This window comes from Jidongwangia harbinensis (assembly GCF_020216025.1).
GTDB classification, from domain to species: domain Bacteria; phylum Actinomycetota; class Actinomycetes; order Mycobacteriales; family Micromonosporaceae; genus Actinoplanes; species Actinoplanes harbinensis.
The window spans coordinates 16,863-32,265 of record NZ_JAIWNC010000021.1 but is presented as its reverse complement, the minus strand read 5'-3'; the positions used below and the strand labels follow the sequence as shown (position 1 = coordinate 32,265).

Annotated in this window: 13 protein-coding genes and 1 pseudogene; 7 read left to right on the top strand and 7 right to left on the bottom strand. The window is 75.2% G+C overall.

Annotated features, from left to right (window positions below; all coding sequences use genetic code 11):
* Positions 1–51 precede the first annotated feature (51 nt).
* Entirely contained in the window at positions 52–711 is a 660-nt protein-coding gene (locus LDL48_RS24290) for a Crp/Fnr family transcriptional regulator (RefSeq protein WP_225257522.1), read from the bottom strand.
* A gap of 49 nt (positions 712–760) precedes the next feature.
* Here LDL48_RS24290 and LDL48_RS24285 point away from each other — a divergent pair, with 49 nt between their 5' ends.
* Positions 761–1,021: a YciI family protein gene (locus LDL48_RS24285; protein ID WP_225257521.1), complete on the top strand. Its 261-nt coding sequence runs from the start codon at positions 761–763 to the stop codon at positions 1,019–1,021.
* 9 nt (positions 1,022–1,030) lie between these two features.
* Here the strand turns inward: LDL48_RS24285 and LDL48_RS24280 are convergent, their stop codons facing one another.
* Positions 1,031–2,650, bottom strand: coding sequence for an MFS transporter (locus LDL48_RS24280; RefSeq protein ID WP_225257520.1), 1,620 nt, complete (start codon positions 2,648–2,650; stop codon positions 1,031–1,033).
* Between the two features lie 188 nt (positions 2,651–2,838).
* Here LDL48_RS24280 and LDL48_RS24275 point away from each other — a divergent pair, with 188 nt between their 5' ends.
* On the top strand, positions 2,839–3,201 hold the full coding sequence (locus tag LDL48_RS24275) for a DUF2203 domain-containing protein (RefSeq protein WP_225257519.1): 363 nt from the start codon (positions 2,839–2,841) through the stop codon (positions 3,199–3,201).
* 19 nt (positions 3,202–3,220) lie between these two features.
* Here the strand turns inward: LDL48_RS24275 and LDL48_RS24270 are convergent, their stop codons facing one another.
* Together LDL48_RS24270 and LDL48_RS24265 are read right to left on the bottom strand one after the other, a co-directional pair.
* Entirely contained in the window at positions 3,221–5,446 is a 2,226-nt protein-coding gene (locus LDL48_RS24270; protein WP_225257518.1) for an ABC transporter permease, read from the bottom strand.
* Positions 5,440–6,165, bottom strand: coding sequence for an ABC transporter ATP-binding protein (locus tag LDL48_RS24265; RefSeq protein WP_225257517.1), 726 nt, complete (start codon positions 6,163–6,165; stop codon positions 5,440–5,442). Before LDL48_RS24265 ends, LDL48_RS24270 begins: the two co-directional genes overlap by 7 nt.
* A gap of 155 nt (positions 6,166–6,320) precedes the next feature.
* Here LDL48_RS24265 and LDL48_RS24260 point away from each other — a divergent pair, with 155 nt between their 5' ends.
* Both LDL48_RS24260 and LDL48_RS24255 read left to right on the top strand, forming a co-directional pair.
* The gene (locus tag LDL48_RS24260) at positions 6,321–7,538 is read left to right on the top strand and encodes a sensor histidine kinase (RefSeq protein WP_225257516.1); all 1,218 of its coding nucleotides are present in this window, start codon (positions 6,321–6,323) and stop codon (positions 7,536–7,538) included.
* Positions 7,535–8,218 carry a response regulator gene (locus tag LDL48_RS24255; protein ID WP_225257515.1) on the top strand — a complete coding sequence of 228 codons (684 nt, stop codon included), beginning with the start codon at positions 7,535–7,537 and terminating at the stop codon, positions 8,216–8,218. The genes LDL48_RS24260 and LDL48_RS24255 overlap by 4 nt, the downstream gene beginning before the upstream one ends.
* 277 nt (positions 8,219–8,495) lie before the next feature.
* Here the strand turns inward: LDL48_RS24255 and LDL48_RS24250 are convergent.
* A pseudogene (locus LDL48_RS24250) lies at positions 8,496–9,347 on the bottom strand (EamA family transporter); the annotation flags it as partial.
* 64 nt (positions 9,348–9,411) lie between these two features.
* On the opposite strand from LDL48_RS24250, the gene LDL48_RS24245 reads away from it, so the two are divergent.
* Positions 9,412–9,897, top strand: a complete 486-nt coding sequence (locus LDL48_RS24245) for an Lrp/AsnC family transcriptional regulator (protein ID WP_225257514.1) — start codon at positions 9,412–9,414, stop codon at positions 9,895–9,897.
* Between the two features lie 21 nt (positions 9,898–9,918).
* On the opposite strand, the gene LDL48_RS24240 is transcribed toward LDL48_RS24245, so the two are convergent.
* Both LDL48_RS24240 and LDL48_RS24235 read right to left on the bottom strand, forming a co-directional pair.
* On the bottom strand, positions 9,919–11,520 hold the full coding sequence (locus tag LDL48_RS24240; RefSeq protein WP_225257513.1) for a M28 family peptidase: 1,602 nt from the start codon (positions 11,518–11,520) through the stop codon (positions 9,919–9,921).
* Between the two features lie 42 nt (positions 11,521–11,562).
* Positions 11,563–12,954, bottom strand: a complete 1,392-nt coding sequence (locus LDL48_RS24235) for an FAD-binding oxidoreductase (protein WP_225257512.1) — start codon at positions 12,952–12,954, stop codon at positions 11,563–11,565.
* Between the two features lie 157 nt (positions 12,955–13,111).
* Between LDL48_RS24235 and LDL48_RS24230 the strand changes: the two genes are divergently transcribed.
* Positions 13,112–14,281 carry a hypothetical protein gene (locus tag LDL48_RS24230; RefSeq protein ID WP_225257511.1) on the top strand — a complete coding sequence of 390 codons (1,170 nt, stop codon included), beginning with the start codon at positions 13,112–13,114 and terminating at the stop codon, positions 14,279–14,281.
* Positions 14,282–14,668: 387 nt separating this feature from the next.
* The gene (locus LDL48_RS24225; protein ID WP_225257510.1) at positions 14,669–15,199 is read left to right on the top strand and encodes a winged helix-turn-helix domain-containing protein; all 531 of its coding nucleotides are present in this window, start codon (positions 14,669–14,671) and stop codon (positions 15,197–15,199) included.
* Positions 15,200–15,403: the final 204 nt, after the last annotated feature.

Below are 15,403 nucleotides of genomic sequence, written 5' to 3'. Positions count from 1 at the left end.
GGGGATAAGTCCGACTTGCGCTGACCGATAGGCTGAGAAGTCAGGAGGCGACTACTCAGAGTAATCATTAACGACGGCGCGGAGGGTGGCCCGGTCGGCCACCACGATGCCCTGACCGGTTCGCCGGACGGCGCCGGAACCGGCCAGCCTGGCGAGCGCGCGGTTGACACTGACCCGGCTCAGGCCCAGCATCCGGGCCAACTGCTCCTGGGTGCCGGACCAGGCGACCGGGTGTGGTCGCTCCGGCGCGTCCAGCCAGGCCGCCAGCCGCGCGACCGCGGGCAACGTGGTCGCCTGGGCGAGGCGCCGGCGGGCGGTCAGCGCGTCCCGGGCCAGGCGGCCGAACACATGCGCCCGCAGCGCCGGCTCCTGATCCAGCAACCGCAGGAAATCCTGCCGGGGCAGCAGCCGCGCGGTCGCCGCGGTGAGGGCGACCAGCCCGGTCGGCGGCACCCCGCCGTCCAGGACCGCCGGTTTGTCCGCGATCGCGGGGCCGGTCCACTGCTCCGGCCACACCTCCACCCCGGACGCGGCGAGGTGCGCCGCCGCCACCGTGCCGGACAACAGCAGCACGACGGCGCGGGCCGGCTCACCGTACGGCCGCAGCATCGCCCCCGCGGGAAACCGGGCCGGCCGGCTGTCCCGCTCGACCGCCGCCAGCGCGGACCCGGACAGCACCCGCAGCGCCGGGATGGAGCCCAACGACGTCATGTATCCAGTGATACAGCGCGGCCGCACGGGGTCTGCGTAGCCTGCCGCCATGTGGATGGTGGAACTGCACTTCACCGGTGATCCGGCCCGCCTGGCCGCCCGGGCCGCGCACCGCGACCGCCTCGCCGAGCTGCACCGGCAGGGCCTGGTCCGGATGGCCGGGCCGCTGGCCGGCGACGGCGGCGCCGTCATCGTCATCGACGCGCCGAGCCGGGCGGACGTCGAGGAGTTCCTCGCCGCCGACCCGTACTTCCGGACCCCGGGCGTGACCGTGGCGCAGATCCGCGACTGGCGGCCGTTCCTGCACTGATCGGCCGGCTCAGAGCGGACGCAGCGCCGCACCCTCGGCCGGCGTGTAGGACACCCGCAGCACCCGGTCGGCCTGCAGGTACAGGGAGAGGTCGGCGGCGACCATGGACATCTGCGCGGTCGGGGTGACGGCGATCGCCAGGGCGCCGGCATCGACGTACTCGCCGAGTTCCAGCGCGTCCCGGCCGAGTTCCGCGGTGTCCCGGCCGACCCGGACCGCCACCACGCTGTGCCGGGGAAGCCGCCCGCGCAGCCCGGCCGCGATCGCCTGCGGCCCGGTCCGGGTCCGGGCCCGCTCGTCGGCGCCGTACACGACGACCAGTTCGTCGCTGGTGGCCAGCTCGGCCAGCCGTGCCACGACGGCCGCCGCGCCCAGCAGGGTGTCCGCCTCGCCGACCAGGGCGATGGTCATCGCGGTGGGGCTGGGCTCCGGCTCGAAGCGCACCGCGAGCCCCAGCCCGATGTGCAGGTCGTGGGCGCGCACATAGAGCGCCGCGGCGAGCAGCAGCGCGGCGAGCAGGAGCCAGGCCACGGAGTACGAACCGGTCAGCCCGGTCACGCCGGTCAGCAGCAACGGGGGCAGCAGCGCCCCGAGCGAAGCCGCCGCACCGGTCACCCCCATCACCGCACCGACGTGGTCCGCCCGCGCGCTCTTGCCGATCAGCGCGAGCAGCGCACCGGAGGCGATGCCGTCGCACACGGCTATCCCGGCGATCACCGGCGCCATCAGCCACCACGCCCGGGGCAGGAGTGCGCCGGCGAGGCAGAGCACCGCGGCGGCGCCGTAGCAGAACATCAGCAGCCGTGCGGTCGGCCGCCGGTCCGTCCACCAGCCACCGGCCAGCCGGCCGGCCGCGGCCAGGCCGACCACCACACCGGTGATCGCCAGGGCGGTGAACCACTCGGTGCCGAACGCCGCGACCAGGTACACCGGCAGGAACACCGCGATCGACACCATGCCGCCCAGCGCCAGTAGGTACAGCAACGACAGCGACGTGGACCCGCTCACCCGGATCATCTCCGCGCAGGTGCGGGCGACCGAGGTGGTGCGCCGCGTACCCACCGGGTCCCGCAGCACCACCGCGGCCAGCACGGCGAAGCCGACGAGCAGCCCGCCGAGCACCAGGGCACCCAGCCGCCCGCCGGGATCGAGACCCCGCGACATGCCGGACAGGCCCATCGCGACCGTCACGCCGAGGCCGAACGTGCCCAGCGCCCGGCCGCGCCGCCCGTACGGCTGGGTGCGGGACACCAGCGCCGCGCCGACCACGAACGCGGACCCCGCCAGGCCGGCCGCCGCGCCGGCCACGATCACCGCCGGCAGCGAACCGGCCAGACCGGAGGCGATCACCGCCCCGGCCGCGGCCAGGCTGACCGCGGGGAACATCACCCGCGCCCCGTACCGGTCGGTGAGCACCCCGACCGGCAGCCGCACCAGCGCGGCGACCAGCAGCGGCAGTCCGACCAGGACGGCGTACGCCCCGAGCCCGACCTTGAAGCGTCCGTGCAGGTGCGGGCCGAGCAGTATCGAGGCCCGCAGGTTCAGCCCGAGGCCCAGCGTCGCCACCGCCAGCGTCACCACCGCGCGGGGCGATCGGGTACGCGGAGCCGGCAGTTCCTGGAAGGTCATCGTCACCCAGACTGATCCGATATTGGTCACGCTCCGCGAGGGGAGCCGTCACCGGGGGCATCAAGCGTGCACTCGACGTCACCCCCGCCGCTACCCCCCATCCGGCGATCCCCTTCGTGGCGGCGGCCGGGGAACGTCCACCGTCGAGCCGCCGTCACCCGCCACATCCGGGATGACAGACTGCTCCCATGGGGCTGTTCACACCGGCGGAGGCGCGCACGGAGCTGGCCCGGCTCCGGCCGCTGCTGGACGAGATCGTGGCCGTGCGGGCCGACGTGGTGGAACTGGCCGCCGCGGTGAACGGCGGCGGCGCACCGACCGCGCTCGGCGGCCTGCCGGAGTGGAAGGCCGCCGAGGCCCGGCTGAACGAGATGATGACCGAGGTGCAGGAGACCGGCGCCGAGCTCAAGGGCATCGCACCGCTGCTGATCGACTTTCCGGCCGACCTGGACGGTGTCCCGGTGCTGCTGTGCTGGCTGGAGGGCGACCCGGAACTCGGCTGGTACCACCGGCGCGACCTGGGCTTCGCCGGCCGGCGCCGGTTGCCCTGACGCGGCCCGGCCGGCCGCCTCAGCCACGCGCCGCCCGGGCCGGCAGCGCGCCGGCCGCCACCGCCACCACCAGGCAACCGGCCACCACGCACGCCACCAGCGGCCACGGAACGACCACCGGGACCGCCCGCCCGGACTGCGCGGCCAGGGACTGCGCCGATCCGATCAGCGCGAGCAGGGCGGTGCCGATGCCGAGCAGCGAGCCGATCGCCACGACCAGCGCCGATTCGAGCGCCGCGGTCAGCGCCACCTGGCCCGGGGTGGCCCCGGACAGGCGCAGCACCCGGTAGTCGCCGATCCGCTGCCGGGCCGACATGAGCAGCGTGTTGGCCACGGCGAGCGCGCCGGCGCCGGCCGAGACGGCGAGCAGCAGCAGCGTGAACGTCCACACCAGCCGGTCGTCCTCGGTGTCGGTCCGGGCGGCGTACGTGGCGGCGTCGACGACCTCGGCGCCCGGTGCGGTGACCGCCGGCCGGGCGGGCAGGAACGCCGCGGGTGCCAGCGCGGACGGATCGTGGGCGCGGACCGAGGCGCGCGGCAGGACCAGCTCGGTCTCCGGCGGGGCGGGACCCGTGACCCGCAGCGTCTCCGCCACCCCGTCCGGGTAGGTGACCGTGACCCGGCCGGCCCCGGTCGGTGCGGCCAGCGCGGTGCCGGGCGGCAGGTCCGCCGAACCCAGTGCCGGTACGGCCGTTCCGGCCACGTACACCTGGGTGCGCAGGGTGGCCCGGCCGGCGGCGGCGTCGTGCAGGCCGGGGGTGCCGTCCGGGACCAGGACGGCGGCGGCGTCCACGGTGGCCGCGCGCCGGGCCGCGTACGCGGCGGTGGACGTCTGCACGGTGCCCGTGACGAAGACCGCGAAGGCCACCGTGAGCAGCACCGGGGCGGCGGTCGAGGCGGTTCGGCGGACCGCGGTCAGGGCGCTCTCCCGGACCAGCATTCCGAGCACCCCGCGGACCGGGCGCAGCAGCACCCCGACCAGCGCCGGGATCACCACCGGGGCGAGCAGCGTGGCCGCCACGACCAGCGCCATCGCGCCGAGCATGGAGTACTGGGCCAGGTCGGAGACGTCCGAGGCGACCGCGGTGGCGACGGCGGCGGCCGTACCGGCGGCGGCCGCGGCGAGCCCGGCCAGCCAGCGCAGCCGGGTCATCGGGCGTTTCTCCACCTCGGCGGCGCGCATGGCCTCCAGCGGGCCGATCCGGGACGCGCGGCGCGCCGCGGCGGCCGTGCCGAGCAGCGCCACCAGCGGACCGGCGGCGAAGGCGGCGGCCGGTGCCCAGGTCCACCACCGCACGGTGTAGCCCGCCGGTTCGATCCCGGCGTGCACCAGCCGGCCGGCGAGCAGGTGGGCGGCGAGCACGCCGAGGCCGACGCCGAGAGCGGACGCCGCCGCGCCGACCAGCAGCGCGGAGCGGTACAACATGGCCCGGACCTGGCGCGGCGTCGCGCCGACGGCCCGCAGCAGGCCGATCTCGCGGCGCCGCTGGCTGACCGCGAACGCCGAGGTGGAGGCCGCGAGGAAGACACCGGCGAAGCCGGCCAGCGCGGTGGTCGCGGTGAGCACCTGAAGACCGATCCATCGGGTACGGGCGTCGGCGCGCGGTTCCACCTCGGCGCGGCGGTCCCCGGTGAGCACGGTGCCGTCGCCCCCGACGACCGACCGGACGGCGGCCGGGTCGGGGCGGCCGGCCACCCCCAGCACGCGCACGCCCGGGCTCAGCCGCGCCGCGACCGGCCCGGACACGAACACCGCCGCCGTGCCGACGTGCCCGGTGACCCGCCACGGCGCCGGCCCGGACGCGGTGAGCAGCGTGACCGTCCCGCCCACCGGCACCCCGAGAGCCCGGTCCACCACCACGTCCCGGTCGCCGGCCGGCGGGCTGCCGTCGAGCAGCCGGCCGGTCACGTCGCTCCAGCCGTACCCGACGGTGTGCCCGGGAACCGGCCGGCCGGACCGGACCGGCTGGGCGTAGAACGGGCGGTCCTCGACCACCGCGCGCACGCCGGGCACCGCGCGCAGCCGTCCGGCCAGTCGCTCCGCGGTGCCGGCCGGCCACGGCACCGGCTCGGCGAAGGCGTCCGGCCGGTTCGCCGCCGCCGGGCTCTGCACCAGCACCGCCAGATCGGCGAACCGGTCCGGCAGGCGGGGGCGCGCCGACGTCAACAGCACCAGCGTCGCGGCCACGATGGCGGTGCCGAGCAGCACGGCGACGAACGTGCCCAGCCGGTCCCGGGTCAGCATGCCAGCTCCAGTTCGGTGACCCGGGCCGCGATGGCGACGGCGTCCAGGTCGGCGACCTCGTCGACCAACCGTCCGTCGGCCAGCATCAGCACCCGGTCCGCGACCGCCGCGGCGACCGGATCGTGGGTGACCATCACGATCGTCTGCCGGTGCTCGTCGGCGAGCCGGCGCAGCAGGTGGAGCACCTGGCGGGAGCTGCGGTTGTCCAGCGCGCCGGTCGGCTCGTCGGCGAAGACCACGGCCGGCGCGGTGATCAGCGCGCGGGCGATCGCCACCCGTTGCTGCTGCCCGCCGGAAAGCTCGCTGGGGCGGTGCCCGGCCCGGTCGGCCAGACCCACCGCGTCCAGGGCCCCGGCCACCCGCTCGGGCGTCGGCCGGTGCCCGGCCAGCCGCAGCGGCAGCGCCACGTTCTGCGCCGCGCTCAACGACGAGACCAGGTTGAACGCCTGGAACACGAAGCCGATCCGGTCCCGCCGCAGCCGGGTCAGCGCGGTCTCGTTCAGGCCGCCGAGATCGGTGCCGCCGACCGACACCGCACCGGCGGTCGGCCGCTCCAGGCCGGCGGCGCAGTGCAGCAGCGTCGACTTGCCGGACCCGGACGGACCCATCACGGCGTGGAAGGCCCCGGGCGGGAAGTCCACCGTCACGTCGTCGAGGGCGCGCACCTGGCGGGTGCCGGTACCGTAGATCATCCGCACGTCGCGGAGGGTGACTGTCATGCCGACGACGATCGCGGTCCGGCGCCGATCTGTCGTCAGGCCCCGGGCCGGGCGGTGCGTTCCACCCGGCGCGGTACGCCCGGCCGCCGGTCATACCGGGGGATGACCGACCGCGGTCGGATGTCACGGCGACGCGCGCCGAATAGGGTCGATGCGTGCCCGCCCTGCCGCCGATCCCGCGCCGCCGCCCCGGTGCTGCCGCCGGGTCCGGGGTCGCCGGTTGGGCCGGTGGGCCGCGCTGGTGGTCCGATGGGGCGCGGCGGTGGGCGGTGGACGTCGTCCTGGCCGCCGGGACCGGGCTGCTGTGCTGGTATGCCGCCACCGAGGCGCCGCTGCCCCCGGCCACCGGGGTGCACGAACCGGCCTGGCTGACCGTGCTCGCCGGAGTGGTCCTCGGCGCGCCGGTCGCGGCCCGACGGCGGTGGCCGACCGCGGTGGCCGTGGCCGTCGCCGTGGCCGCCGCCGCCTGCCTGGCCACCGGCGTCGTCCCGGACTACGCCTCCAGCGGACCACTGGTCGCGGCCGGCGTGGCGCTCTACACGGTCGGCGCGGCGGTGGCCGGTCGCCGCGGGTCGGCGGTCCTGCTCGGATCGATCACCGCGGTGGCGGCCGGGATGCTGGCCGGCGACGACTCAGGTGCCGGGCCGGGGCCGACCGAGGTGGCGTTCGTGGTCCTGGTCCTCGGCGCCTGCTGGGTGGTCGGCGTGACGCTGCGCGAGCGCCGGGCGTACGCGGCCCGGGCGGCCGGGCAGGCCACCGCGCAGGCCGTCACCGAGGAACGGCTACGCATCGCCCGGGAGATCCACGACATCGTCGGGCACAGCCTGAGCCTGATCGCGGTCAAGGCCGCGGTCGGCCGGCACGTGGCCCGGGAACGGCCGGAGGAGGCGGGCGCGGCGCTGGACGTGATCGCCTCGGCCAGCCGCGGTGCCCTGGCGGAGTTGCGCCGGGCGGTGGGCGCGTTGCGTACCGAAGCGGACTTCGCCCCGGCCCCCGGCCTGGCGGAGTTGCGCGGTCTCGCCGACCGGGCCGTCGAGGCCGGCGTCGCGGTCCGGCTCGAGGTGCACGGCGAGTGCGACGTGCCGGAGGGCGTGGCGCTCACCGCGTTCCGCATCGTGCAGGAGTCGCTCACCAACGTGGTCAAGCACGCCGGGCCGACCACCTGCCGGGTCGAGGTCGTCGGCACCCCCGGCGAACTGCGCGTGGAGGTGACCAACGACGGCGCGCCGGCCCGGCCGGCGGCCGCCGGCAGCGTCGGCCTGTCCGGCATGCGCGAGCGGGTGGCGCTGCACCACGGCACGCTGGCCGCCGGTCCGCGCGACCGGGGCGGGTTCACCGTCCTGGCCACCCTGCCCTACCAGCGGCCGGCATGACCGCACCGGCCGATCCGATCCGGGTGCTGATCGCCGACGACCAGACCCTGCTGCGGGCGAGCTTCCGGCTGCTCATCGACCTCACCCCGGACCTGGTCGCGGTGGGCGAGGCCGGCGACGGCGCCGAGGCGGTGGCGGCGGCGCGGCGGGAACGGCCGGACGTGATCCTGATGGACATCCGGATGCCCGGCGTCGACGGCATCGAGGCCACCCGGCAGATCTGCCGGTCGCCGGAGACACCGGACAGCCGGGTTCTGATCCTGACGACCTTCGACATCGACGAGTACGTCTTCGCCGCGCTGCGCGCCGGGGCCAGCGGCTTCGTCCTCAAGGACGTGCTGCCGGACGACCTGCTCGCCGCGATCCGGATCGTGGCGGCCGGCGAGGCGCTGCTCGCGCCCACGGTCACCCGGCGGCTGATCACCCACTTCGCCGGCCGCCCCGAACCGGCGACCCGGCCGGCCGGCTCGCTGGACGGGGTGACCGAACGCGAGTGCGAGGTGCTGGCGCTGGTCGCCGGTGGCCTGTCCAACCAGGAGATCGCCGCGCACCTGCGGCTCAGCATGGCCACCGTGAAGACCCACATCGGCCGGTTGCTGGCGAAGCTGCACGCCCGGGACCGGGCCCAGCTGGTCATCGTCGCCTACGAGACCGGGCTGGCCGGTCCGCCGGGCCGGTGACCGGTGCCTACCGCAGGTCGGCGGGCCGGTCCCCGCCGTCGCAGGAGTCGTCCGGTTCCTCGTCGAGCAGGTCGAGCAGGTCGGGTCCGGCGTGCCCGGTGTCCACCGTCCGGCCGACCAGCCCGAGCTGGGTGGCGCAGTCCCGCCCGTAACCCTTGACCATGCGGTCGGCACGGGTGAGGTGCCCGCATCGGGGGCAGCGGAGCATCGGCACGGGCGCCGGACCGGCAGTCATGCCCTCAGTATGGTCCGGGTCCGCCGCCGGGGCGGGTGCCACGCGTTCCCGGTGTACCGCGACACCGGCGACGACGAGCAGCACCCCGGCGATCTCCGTGGCGCTGGGGATCTGGGCCAGCACCAGGACGCCGATCACCGTGGCCGTGGCCGGCAGCAGCGACACCATCAGCGCGTAGGTGGCCCGCGGCAGGCGGGCCATGGCGAGTTGGTCGCTGACGTACGGGATGACGGACGACGAGACGCCCACCCCCACGGCGGCGGCCACCGTGATCACGTCGGCGAAGGCGGGTAGCGCCGCCCCGGCGCCGATCGGCAGGGCGAACCCGGCGGCGAACAGCATGGACAGGGCGAGACCGTCGATGCCCGGAAGGTGCCCGTCCCGGGCGACCCGGTGCCCGAGCACGATGTACAGCGCGAACAGGACGGCGTTGGCGACCGCGAACCCGATGCCGAGCGGCTCGGCGACCAGCCGCACGTCGGTGAGCAGGTACACCCCGGCGACCGCGCACACCAGCGCGGCGAGGTTGCGCCGGGTGCGGGCGGCCACCGCGGCGAGCGCGACGACCGGCAGGAACTCGACGGCCGCGACGGTGCCCAGCGGAAGGCGTTCCAGGGCCAGGTAGAACACGCTGTTCATGGCCGCGAGCACCGCCGCCCAGGCCACCAGTACCCGGGCCGCGGGCCGGTCGAGCTGCCGCCACCGCCGCCACGGGCGCCGCCACACCGCGAAGACCAGGGCGGCGGTGGCGATCCGCAGCCACGCCACGCCGAGCACGTCGACCCGGGCGAACAGCAGCACGGCGAACGCCGGACCGAGGTAGTGGAACACGGCGCTCACCACGAAGTAGGCGTGCGGCGGCAGGCGGCGGGCGGGGGAGCGGCCGGAGACCATGTGTCTATTCTCGAAAGGTCCCCGGCGGATCACCATGCGCGATCGAAGGTGGGAGCCACCGAATATGACGTCGTCGTCCGTACCATCGCGGTCTGGCTTTCCGGACGGAAGGTCGCCGCTCGATCCGGTCAACCGGCGCCTGCTGGAGGCGCTCAGCGCCGACCCGCGGCTCAGCGCCGCCGAACTGGCCCGCCGGGTCGGCATGTCCGCGCCCGCGGTCCGGGAGCGGGTGAGCCGGCTGGAGGAGGCCGGCGTCATCCGCGGCTACCGCCTGGACATCGATCCGGCCGCCATCGGCCTGCCGGTCGCCGCGTGGGTCCGGGTCCGTCCCGGCCCGGGCCAGCTACCCAGGATCGCCGAGCTGGCCCGGCGGACTCCCGAGGTCAGCGAGTGTCACCGCATTTCCGGCGACGACTGCTTCCTGCTGAAGGTGCACGTGCCGGCGATCGACGCGCTGGAGGCGGTACTCGACCAGTTCCTGCTGTACGGCCAGACCACCAGCTCGTTCGTGGTGTCCACCCCGGTGCCGCCCCGCAACCCGGCCGGATAGGCCGGGTCGCGGGGCGGGTCGTCAGCGGAGCCAGTCGCCCTGCGCGGTCTGTGCCGCGGCCGGCCCGGCCGATCGGGCCGACGCCGCCGCCGGGCCGCGCGGCGGGATGGCGGACGTGTCCGAGGCGAAGGTGGCGACCGCGGTGGCCACCGCGTCGGCGTTCGTGTCGATCGCGTGCTTGTTGACGTTGCCGAACAGGCGGTACTCCCGGCGGAGCTGGGCGTAGACCGCGGCGTCCGCGCCGTTCCGCTCGGGCGCCAGGCTGTCGCAGGGCTCGTGGTAGCACGGGTCGAACGGGACACCGGCGACGCCGCCCCAGAGCGCCGCCTCGGCCTCGGTCTTGAGCACGTCGGAACCGGTGAAGAGCCCGCCGGCCGGGATGCCGTCCGCGATGAACGGACCGTAGTCGGACCGGCCGGTGAAGTCCGCCGCCCGGGTGGCCTCCGCGCGGGACGCGAAGAACGCCTGGAACACCGCCTCGATCTGGGCCGAACCGGCCGGTCCGGGGCCGGCGCCGGTGGCCGCCGAGTCGTCGCCGTCGAACACGCCGAAGGAGTAGTTCGGCGAGCCGATCATGTCGAAGTTCAGGTACAGCGCGATCCTGGCGTGGTCCGCCTCGGACAGGTTGTTCACGTAGTACGTCGACCCGACCAGGTTGGACTCCTCGGCACCCCACCACGCGAAGCGCACCTTGTTGGTGGGCCGGAGGTGACGCATCTGCAGCGCCACCTCGAGGATGCCGGCGCTGCCGGAGCCGTTGTCGTTGATGCCCGCGGTGTCCGGTTCGGAGTCGAGGTGGGCGCCCACCATCACCACCTCGTCCGGGTTGCCGTGGCGGGACTCGGCGATGACGTTCTCGGTGTCGCGTACCTCGGCGATCGTGTCGGTGGTGAGGGTGACGGTCAGTCCCGGCGTGCCGGCGAACGCGACGCCCTGCGGGTACGAGACGGACACCGCCGGAATGCCGACCGGCTCGCCCAGCGTGCCGGAGAACAGGTCCTGCCGGTCCGGTGCGGTCGTGTCGCCCTGGTTCATCAGGATCGCCCCGGTCGCGCCCGCGGCCTCGGCGTTCGCCACCTTCTGTCCGAACGGGCATCCGCCGCGCTGCAGCAGCGCGATCGCGCCCGCCACGCCGGTGAAGTCCTCCGGCTGGCACCCGGAGGTGCTGGTGTTCGGCGTGGTCAGCTGCAGGTCCACCGGCACCACCGCGCCGGACGCGGTGCCCGCGCCGGAGCAGTCCAGGACGTCGTAGTCCTCCTGGTCGACATAGGTGGTCGGGGTGGGTGCGGTCTGCGCGAAGGACGAGCCGCTGACCTCGCAGAAGGTGAACTGGAACGGCTGGCGGGTGACCTGGTACCCGGCCCGCCGCAGCAGCGTCGCCACGTAGTCGGCGCTGCGGTCGAACCCCGGCTGGCCGGACGCCCGGTTGCCGCCGTTGGCGGAGGCGATCGCCTGGAAGGCGGTGAGGTGCCGCAGCACCCCGCCCAGCGTGACCGACCGGGTCAGCTTCCGGGCGTCGACGGTGCCGGATCCGGCCCGGGCGGGCGCGGCGACGGCGAACGTGCCGAGCAGGACCGCCACGGCGGCCGCGCCGCCGAGACGTCGTAACGAGCCAGACACCACGATGTGTTTCCTCTCCGGACGGTGACCCCCACATCGAGCAATCTAGATCGGTTGCCGCGGTACGTCGACCAGTGCCGGCGCCGCGGAGGCGAAGACGTTGCCCGGGTCGTAGCGGCGCTTGGCGGCCAGCAGCCGGCCGAGGTTCCCGGCGTAGGACTCCCGCGCCCGCTCGTCGTCGTCCGGGCCGAGCAGGTTGGGGTACCCGCCGGGCAACGCGACCGGATCCAGCGCGGCGGCCACCGAGTCGGCCCAGGCCCGGTGCGGATCGGGCGACTCGCCGGGCGGCCACGCCGCGATCACCTCGACCACCTGGTGCGGCACCCGCTGGGCGAACGCGGTGGCACCCGGGTCGACCCGGGCCGCGGCGCCGTGGAACCGGTTCACGATCAGCGCCGAGTACGGCGACGTGACCGCCCCGGCGCCGGCCACCAGGGCGTCGGCGACATCCGGCGACAGGTCGGTCAGCCACCGGCTCCGCAGCAGGTAGTGGTTGCCGTCGACCACGCTGGCGTCGAACATCCGCAGCGCGGCGGCGTACGGCATCGCACCGACCTGATCGACCACCGGATGCCCGAGGGAACGCAGCCGCGCGACGGCCCGTTCGCCGGCGGCGGCATCGGTGCCGGACCAGAACGGGCAGAGGAACACCAGCGGCCGGCCGTCCGGGCCGGGCAGGAACCCGGTCATCACGGTCAGGTCGTCGGGCGCGCCGGCCACGATCTCGGCGTAGCCGCGCAGCACCGCGCCGGCCTCCGGGTACCGGAACAGCAGCATGCCGGCGAGGACGGACGGCAGGTCGTGCAGCCGGTAGCGCAGCTTCGTGACGACCCCGAAGTTGCCGCCGCCACCGCGCAACGCCCACCACAGCTCGGCGTCGTCGTCCGGGCCGGCGGTGGCCGTGGTGCCGTCCGCGAGTACCACCTCGGCGCCGAGCAGGTTGTCCAGGGCCAGGCCGTACCGGCCGATCAGCGGCCCGTACCCGCCGACGGTGGTCAGCCCGGCCAGGCCCACGGAACCGACCACGCCGGTCGCGGTGACCAGCCCGTGCGGCGCGGTCGCGGCGATCAGGTCGGTGGCGAGCGCACCACCCTGGACGGTGGCGGTCCGGCGTACCGGGTCGACGGTGACCTCGCGCAGGCCGGTGAGATCGACCACCAGGCCGCCGTCGCGCAGCGCCCGTCCGGCCCAGTCGTGGCCGCCGGCCCGCACCGACAGCGGCATTCCGGCGTCGGCGGCGACCCGTACCGCGGCGCGGACGTCCGCCGCGTCGGCACAGCGGGCGATCACCGACGGCTGCCGGGTCACGGCGGCGTTCCAGACCTGCCGGGCGGCGGGGAACCCGGTGTCGTCCGGCGTCAGCAGGCGGTCGGCGAACCGCGGCCGCAACGCGCGAACGACTGCGGCGGCGTCGGCTGCGGCGCTGGTGGTGGTCATGGCTCCTCCGGCACGGTCGGTGGTGCGGCGACCGTACCCCGTCGTCACGTGCCGTGTGGTCGTGAACACGACGTGTGTTGTCTCAGGTGGCCCGGAACCGTGCCGATCGGGCCGGCGTTCGTCGCGTGACCCGCGGCCGGCCTGCCAGGAGGATCAGATGGTCCGGATCGCGTCACGCGGTCGGTGGGCGCGGCTGCCGCTCACCGCCACCGCGATCGCGCTCGCCGCCGTGGCACCCGCCGGGCATCCGGCTCCTGGCCCGGCGCTCCCGACCATCGTCGACCAGTGCGAGTCCGTCAAGGCCGGGTACGCGGACCTGGGCGCCGGGATGCGGGTCGACTGTGTGGTGGTCCGTGCCGCTCAGCGGGCGGGTTCGCCGACCGGGTTCAGCGTGGTGAGTCCGTCCGATCCGCTCACCGAGCCGCTTCCGGTGGCGTTGTCTCCCGGTCTGCTGCGGGTGCCGGAACCGGCGGCGCTGGCCACCGGCGGCCGGGCCGGATGCGTGACCGGACCGGGGCGGCCGGTCGTCGCCACCACGACGCCGACGCTGTCGGTGACGTTCGCCGCCGTGCCGCCCGCCCTGCCGGTGGACGCGACCTTCCAGTACGAACCCCTGCGCGGGTCGGACGGGGTGGTGGTGGCGAGCGGGGTCACCACCACCGCCGCCGCGCTCCCGGCCACCCTCGACTTCGAGGGGGACCCCCTCGGGCCCGGCGAGTCGTACCGGTGGCGGGTCCGCGGCACCCCGGCCGGCGCGATCGTGCCGGGATGGTCGCCGTGGTGCGAGTTCACGGTCGCGGCCGACGTGCCGGACCTGCGCGGGCTGGGCGCGGACGCGGACGCGGTACGCGAACTCGGGCTGGACCCCGCCCGCCGCTACACCGTCACCCTGACCCTCCGGCAGTGGCGCGCCGTCCGGAAGCCGTTCCGCGCGGCCGGCGACCAGGCCCGGGTCCTGGCCGTGCACCAGGTCGTGGCGGTCGGGCCCGGAGGCGAGCGCGTGCCGACCGAGCCCGGGCTCGACGGCCTGGATCCGGATCAGGCGGACGCGATCCGCCGGACGGAACAGATCGACGCCGCCGTCCGGAAACAGATCCGCGACGCCGCGGCGCGTCCGGGCCGACCGGTGGCCGTCACGCTGACCGGCCGGCAGTGGGCGAGCCTCGCGACCGACCTGGCGACCCGGGCGAACGAGGCCGACGAGGTCGCCGACGAGGCCACCGAACCGGACGTCATGCCGGACGGTTCGGCGTACTGGGCGGTCCTCGACCGGGTGTCGGCGCGGCTGGGCGGCCCGGCGCGGCCCGGACTGGGCCACCGCCGCTGACGTGCCCTGCCGAGCATTGATGATGATCGGTGCGGCCCGCGCTTTCCGGTGAATTCCGGCAACGATTCGTGCCATTGTGGGAGCGGTTCCAGGAAATGGTTGCCGGGTGCCGTCGCGGATTGGTTGCGGTGGCGTAAATACGACATGGCGCAAGATCGCCACGGGTGCTCCGGTGGGCGCCCGCACGCCCCACCTAGGCTTCCGGACAGAGCGTCGGGAGTGTCCACCCTGGTCACGCCGTCGGTGACGGCTGCGCCGGCCGGCACCGAGCCGGCGGCCGGAACGCCGACGCCGGGCACTCGAGAAGTCCTTTAACGAGACCGTGACAAACCGCCACTAGGGTCAGGTACCGATCGAGGGCATACGATATCCGGAAAGGGTGGGTACATGACGGCAAGCCCGGTCGCCTCTTTGGCCATTGGCATCGCTTCCTCGCCGGACGATCGCCAACGACTCGCCCAGTTGCTCGGCGCCACCGACGCTTTCCTCATCGTGTCGACCGTCGATCAGGCCCGGCAGTTCCTGAACGTGGTCGCGGCACCGGGCGACCTGGTCCCCCCGGTGGTCCTGGCGGGGTCCGGCGTCGTACCCCCGGTGGTGCTTCCCGAGCCGGTGACGGCGACCCCCGGCCCCCGGCTGACCGTCGACTCGGACCGGCGGGTGCTGCGCTGGCAGGAGCGCGAGATCCCGCTGACCCCGCTGGAACACGACTTCATGCGGTGCCTGACCGGTGCGCCCGGCCGGGTGTGGACCTACCAGCGGCTGCACCTCGAAGTCTGGGGGAACGAGCACGTGGGCCGCGGGTCCGACATCCACTCGGTGGTGCGCCGGGTGCGGAGCAAGCTCGCGCTGTTGAACGCGAAGGCGACCATCCACGCCATCCGGGGCGTCGGTTTCCGGTTGAACGCTCCGGTCTGACGCCGGGGCGGAGGGGCGTCCCACGCGCGGGTGGGTCCGGCGTCTCCTCGACCACGGTGACATCGCGTTCCCTGCCGTCGGGCAAAGGGGACCGGCCCTTCCGTGGATCTTGGCGGCCCATCCGCCCCTGTTGGCTGTGCGTCGTGTGCGGAGTTGCGGCGCGCTGCTCGCCGTGGTTCCACACGGTCCTGTTGGATGAGCGTC

Coding starts and splice junctions, on each gene's coding strand:
- LDL48_RS24290 (WP_225257522.1), bottom strand. CDS start 711: ATGACGTCGTTGGGCTCCATCCCGGCGCTGCGGGTGCTGTCCGGGTCC.
- LDL48_RS24285 (WP_225257521.1), top strand. CDS start 761: ATGTGGATGGTGGAACTGCACTTCACCGGTGATCCGGCCCGCCTGGCC.
- LDL48_RS24280 (WP_225257520.1), bottom strand. CDS start 2,650: ATGACCTTCCAGGAACTGCCGGCTCCGCGTACCCGATCGCCCCGCGCG.
- LDL48_RS24275 (WP_225257519.1), top strand. CDS start 2,839: ATGGGGCTGTTCACACCGGCGGAGGCGCGCACGGAGCTGGCCCGGCTC.
- LDL48_RS24270 (WP_225257518.1), bottom strand. CDS start 5,446: ATGCTGACCCGGGACCGGCTGGGCACGTTCGTCGCCGTGCTGCTCGGC.
- LDL48_RS24265 (WP_225257517.1), bottom strand. CDS start 6,165: ATGACAGTCACCCTCCGCGACGTGCGGATGATCTACGGTACCGGCACC.
- LDL48_RS24255 (WP_225257515.1), top strand. CDS start 7,535: ATGACCGCACCGGCCGATCCGATCCGGGTGCTGATCGCCGACGACCAG.
- LDL48_RS24245 (WP_225257514.1), top strand. CDS start 9,412: ATGACGTCGTCGTCCGTACCATCGCGGTCTGGCTTTCCGGACGGAAGG.
- LDL48_RS24235 (WP_225257512.1), bottom strand. CDS start 12,954: ATGACCACCACCAGCGCCGCAGCCGACGCCGCCGCAGTCGTTCGCGCG.
- LDL48_RS24230 (WP_225257511.1), top strand. CDS start 13,112: ATGGTCCGGATCGCGTCACGCGGTCGGTGGGCGCGGCTGCCGCTCACC.
- LDL48_RS24225 (WP_225257510.1), top strand. CDS start 14,669: ATGACGGCAAGCCCGGTCGCCTCTTTGGCCATTGGCATCGCTTCCTCG.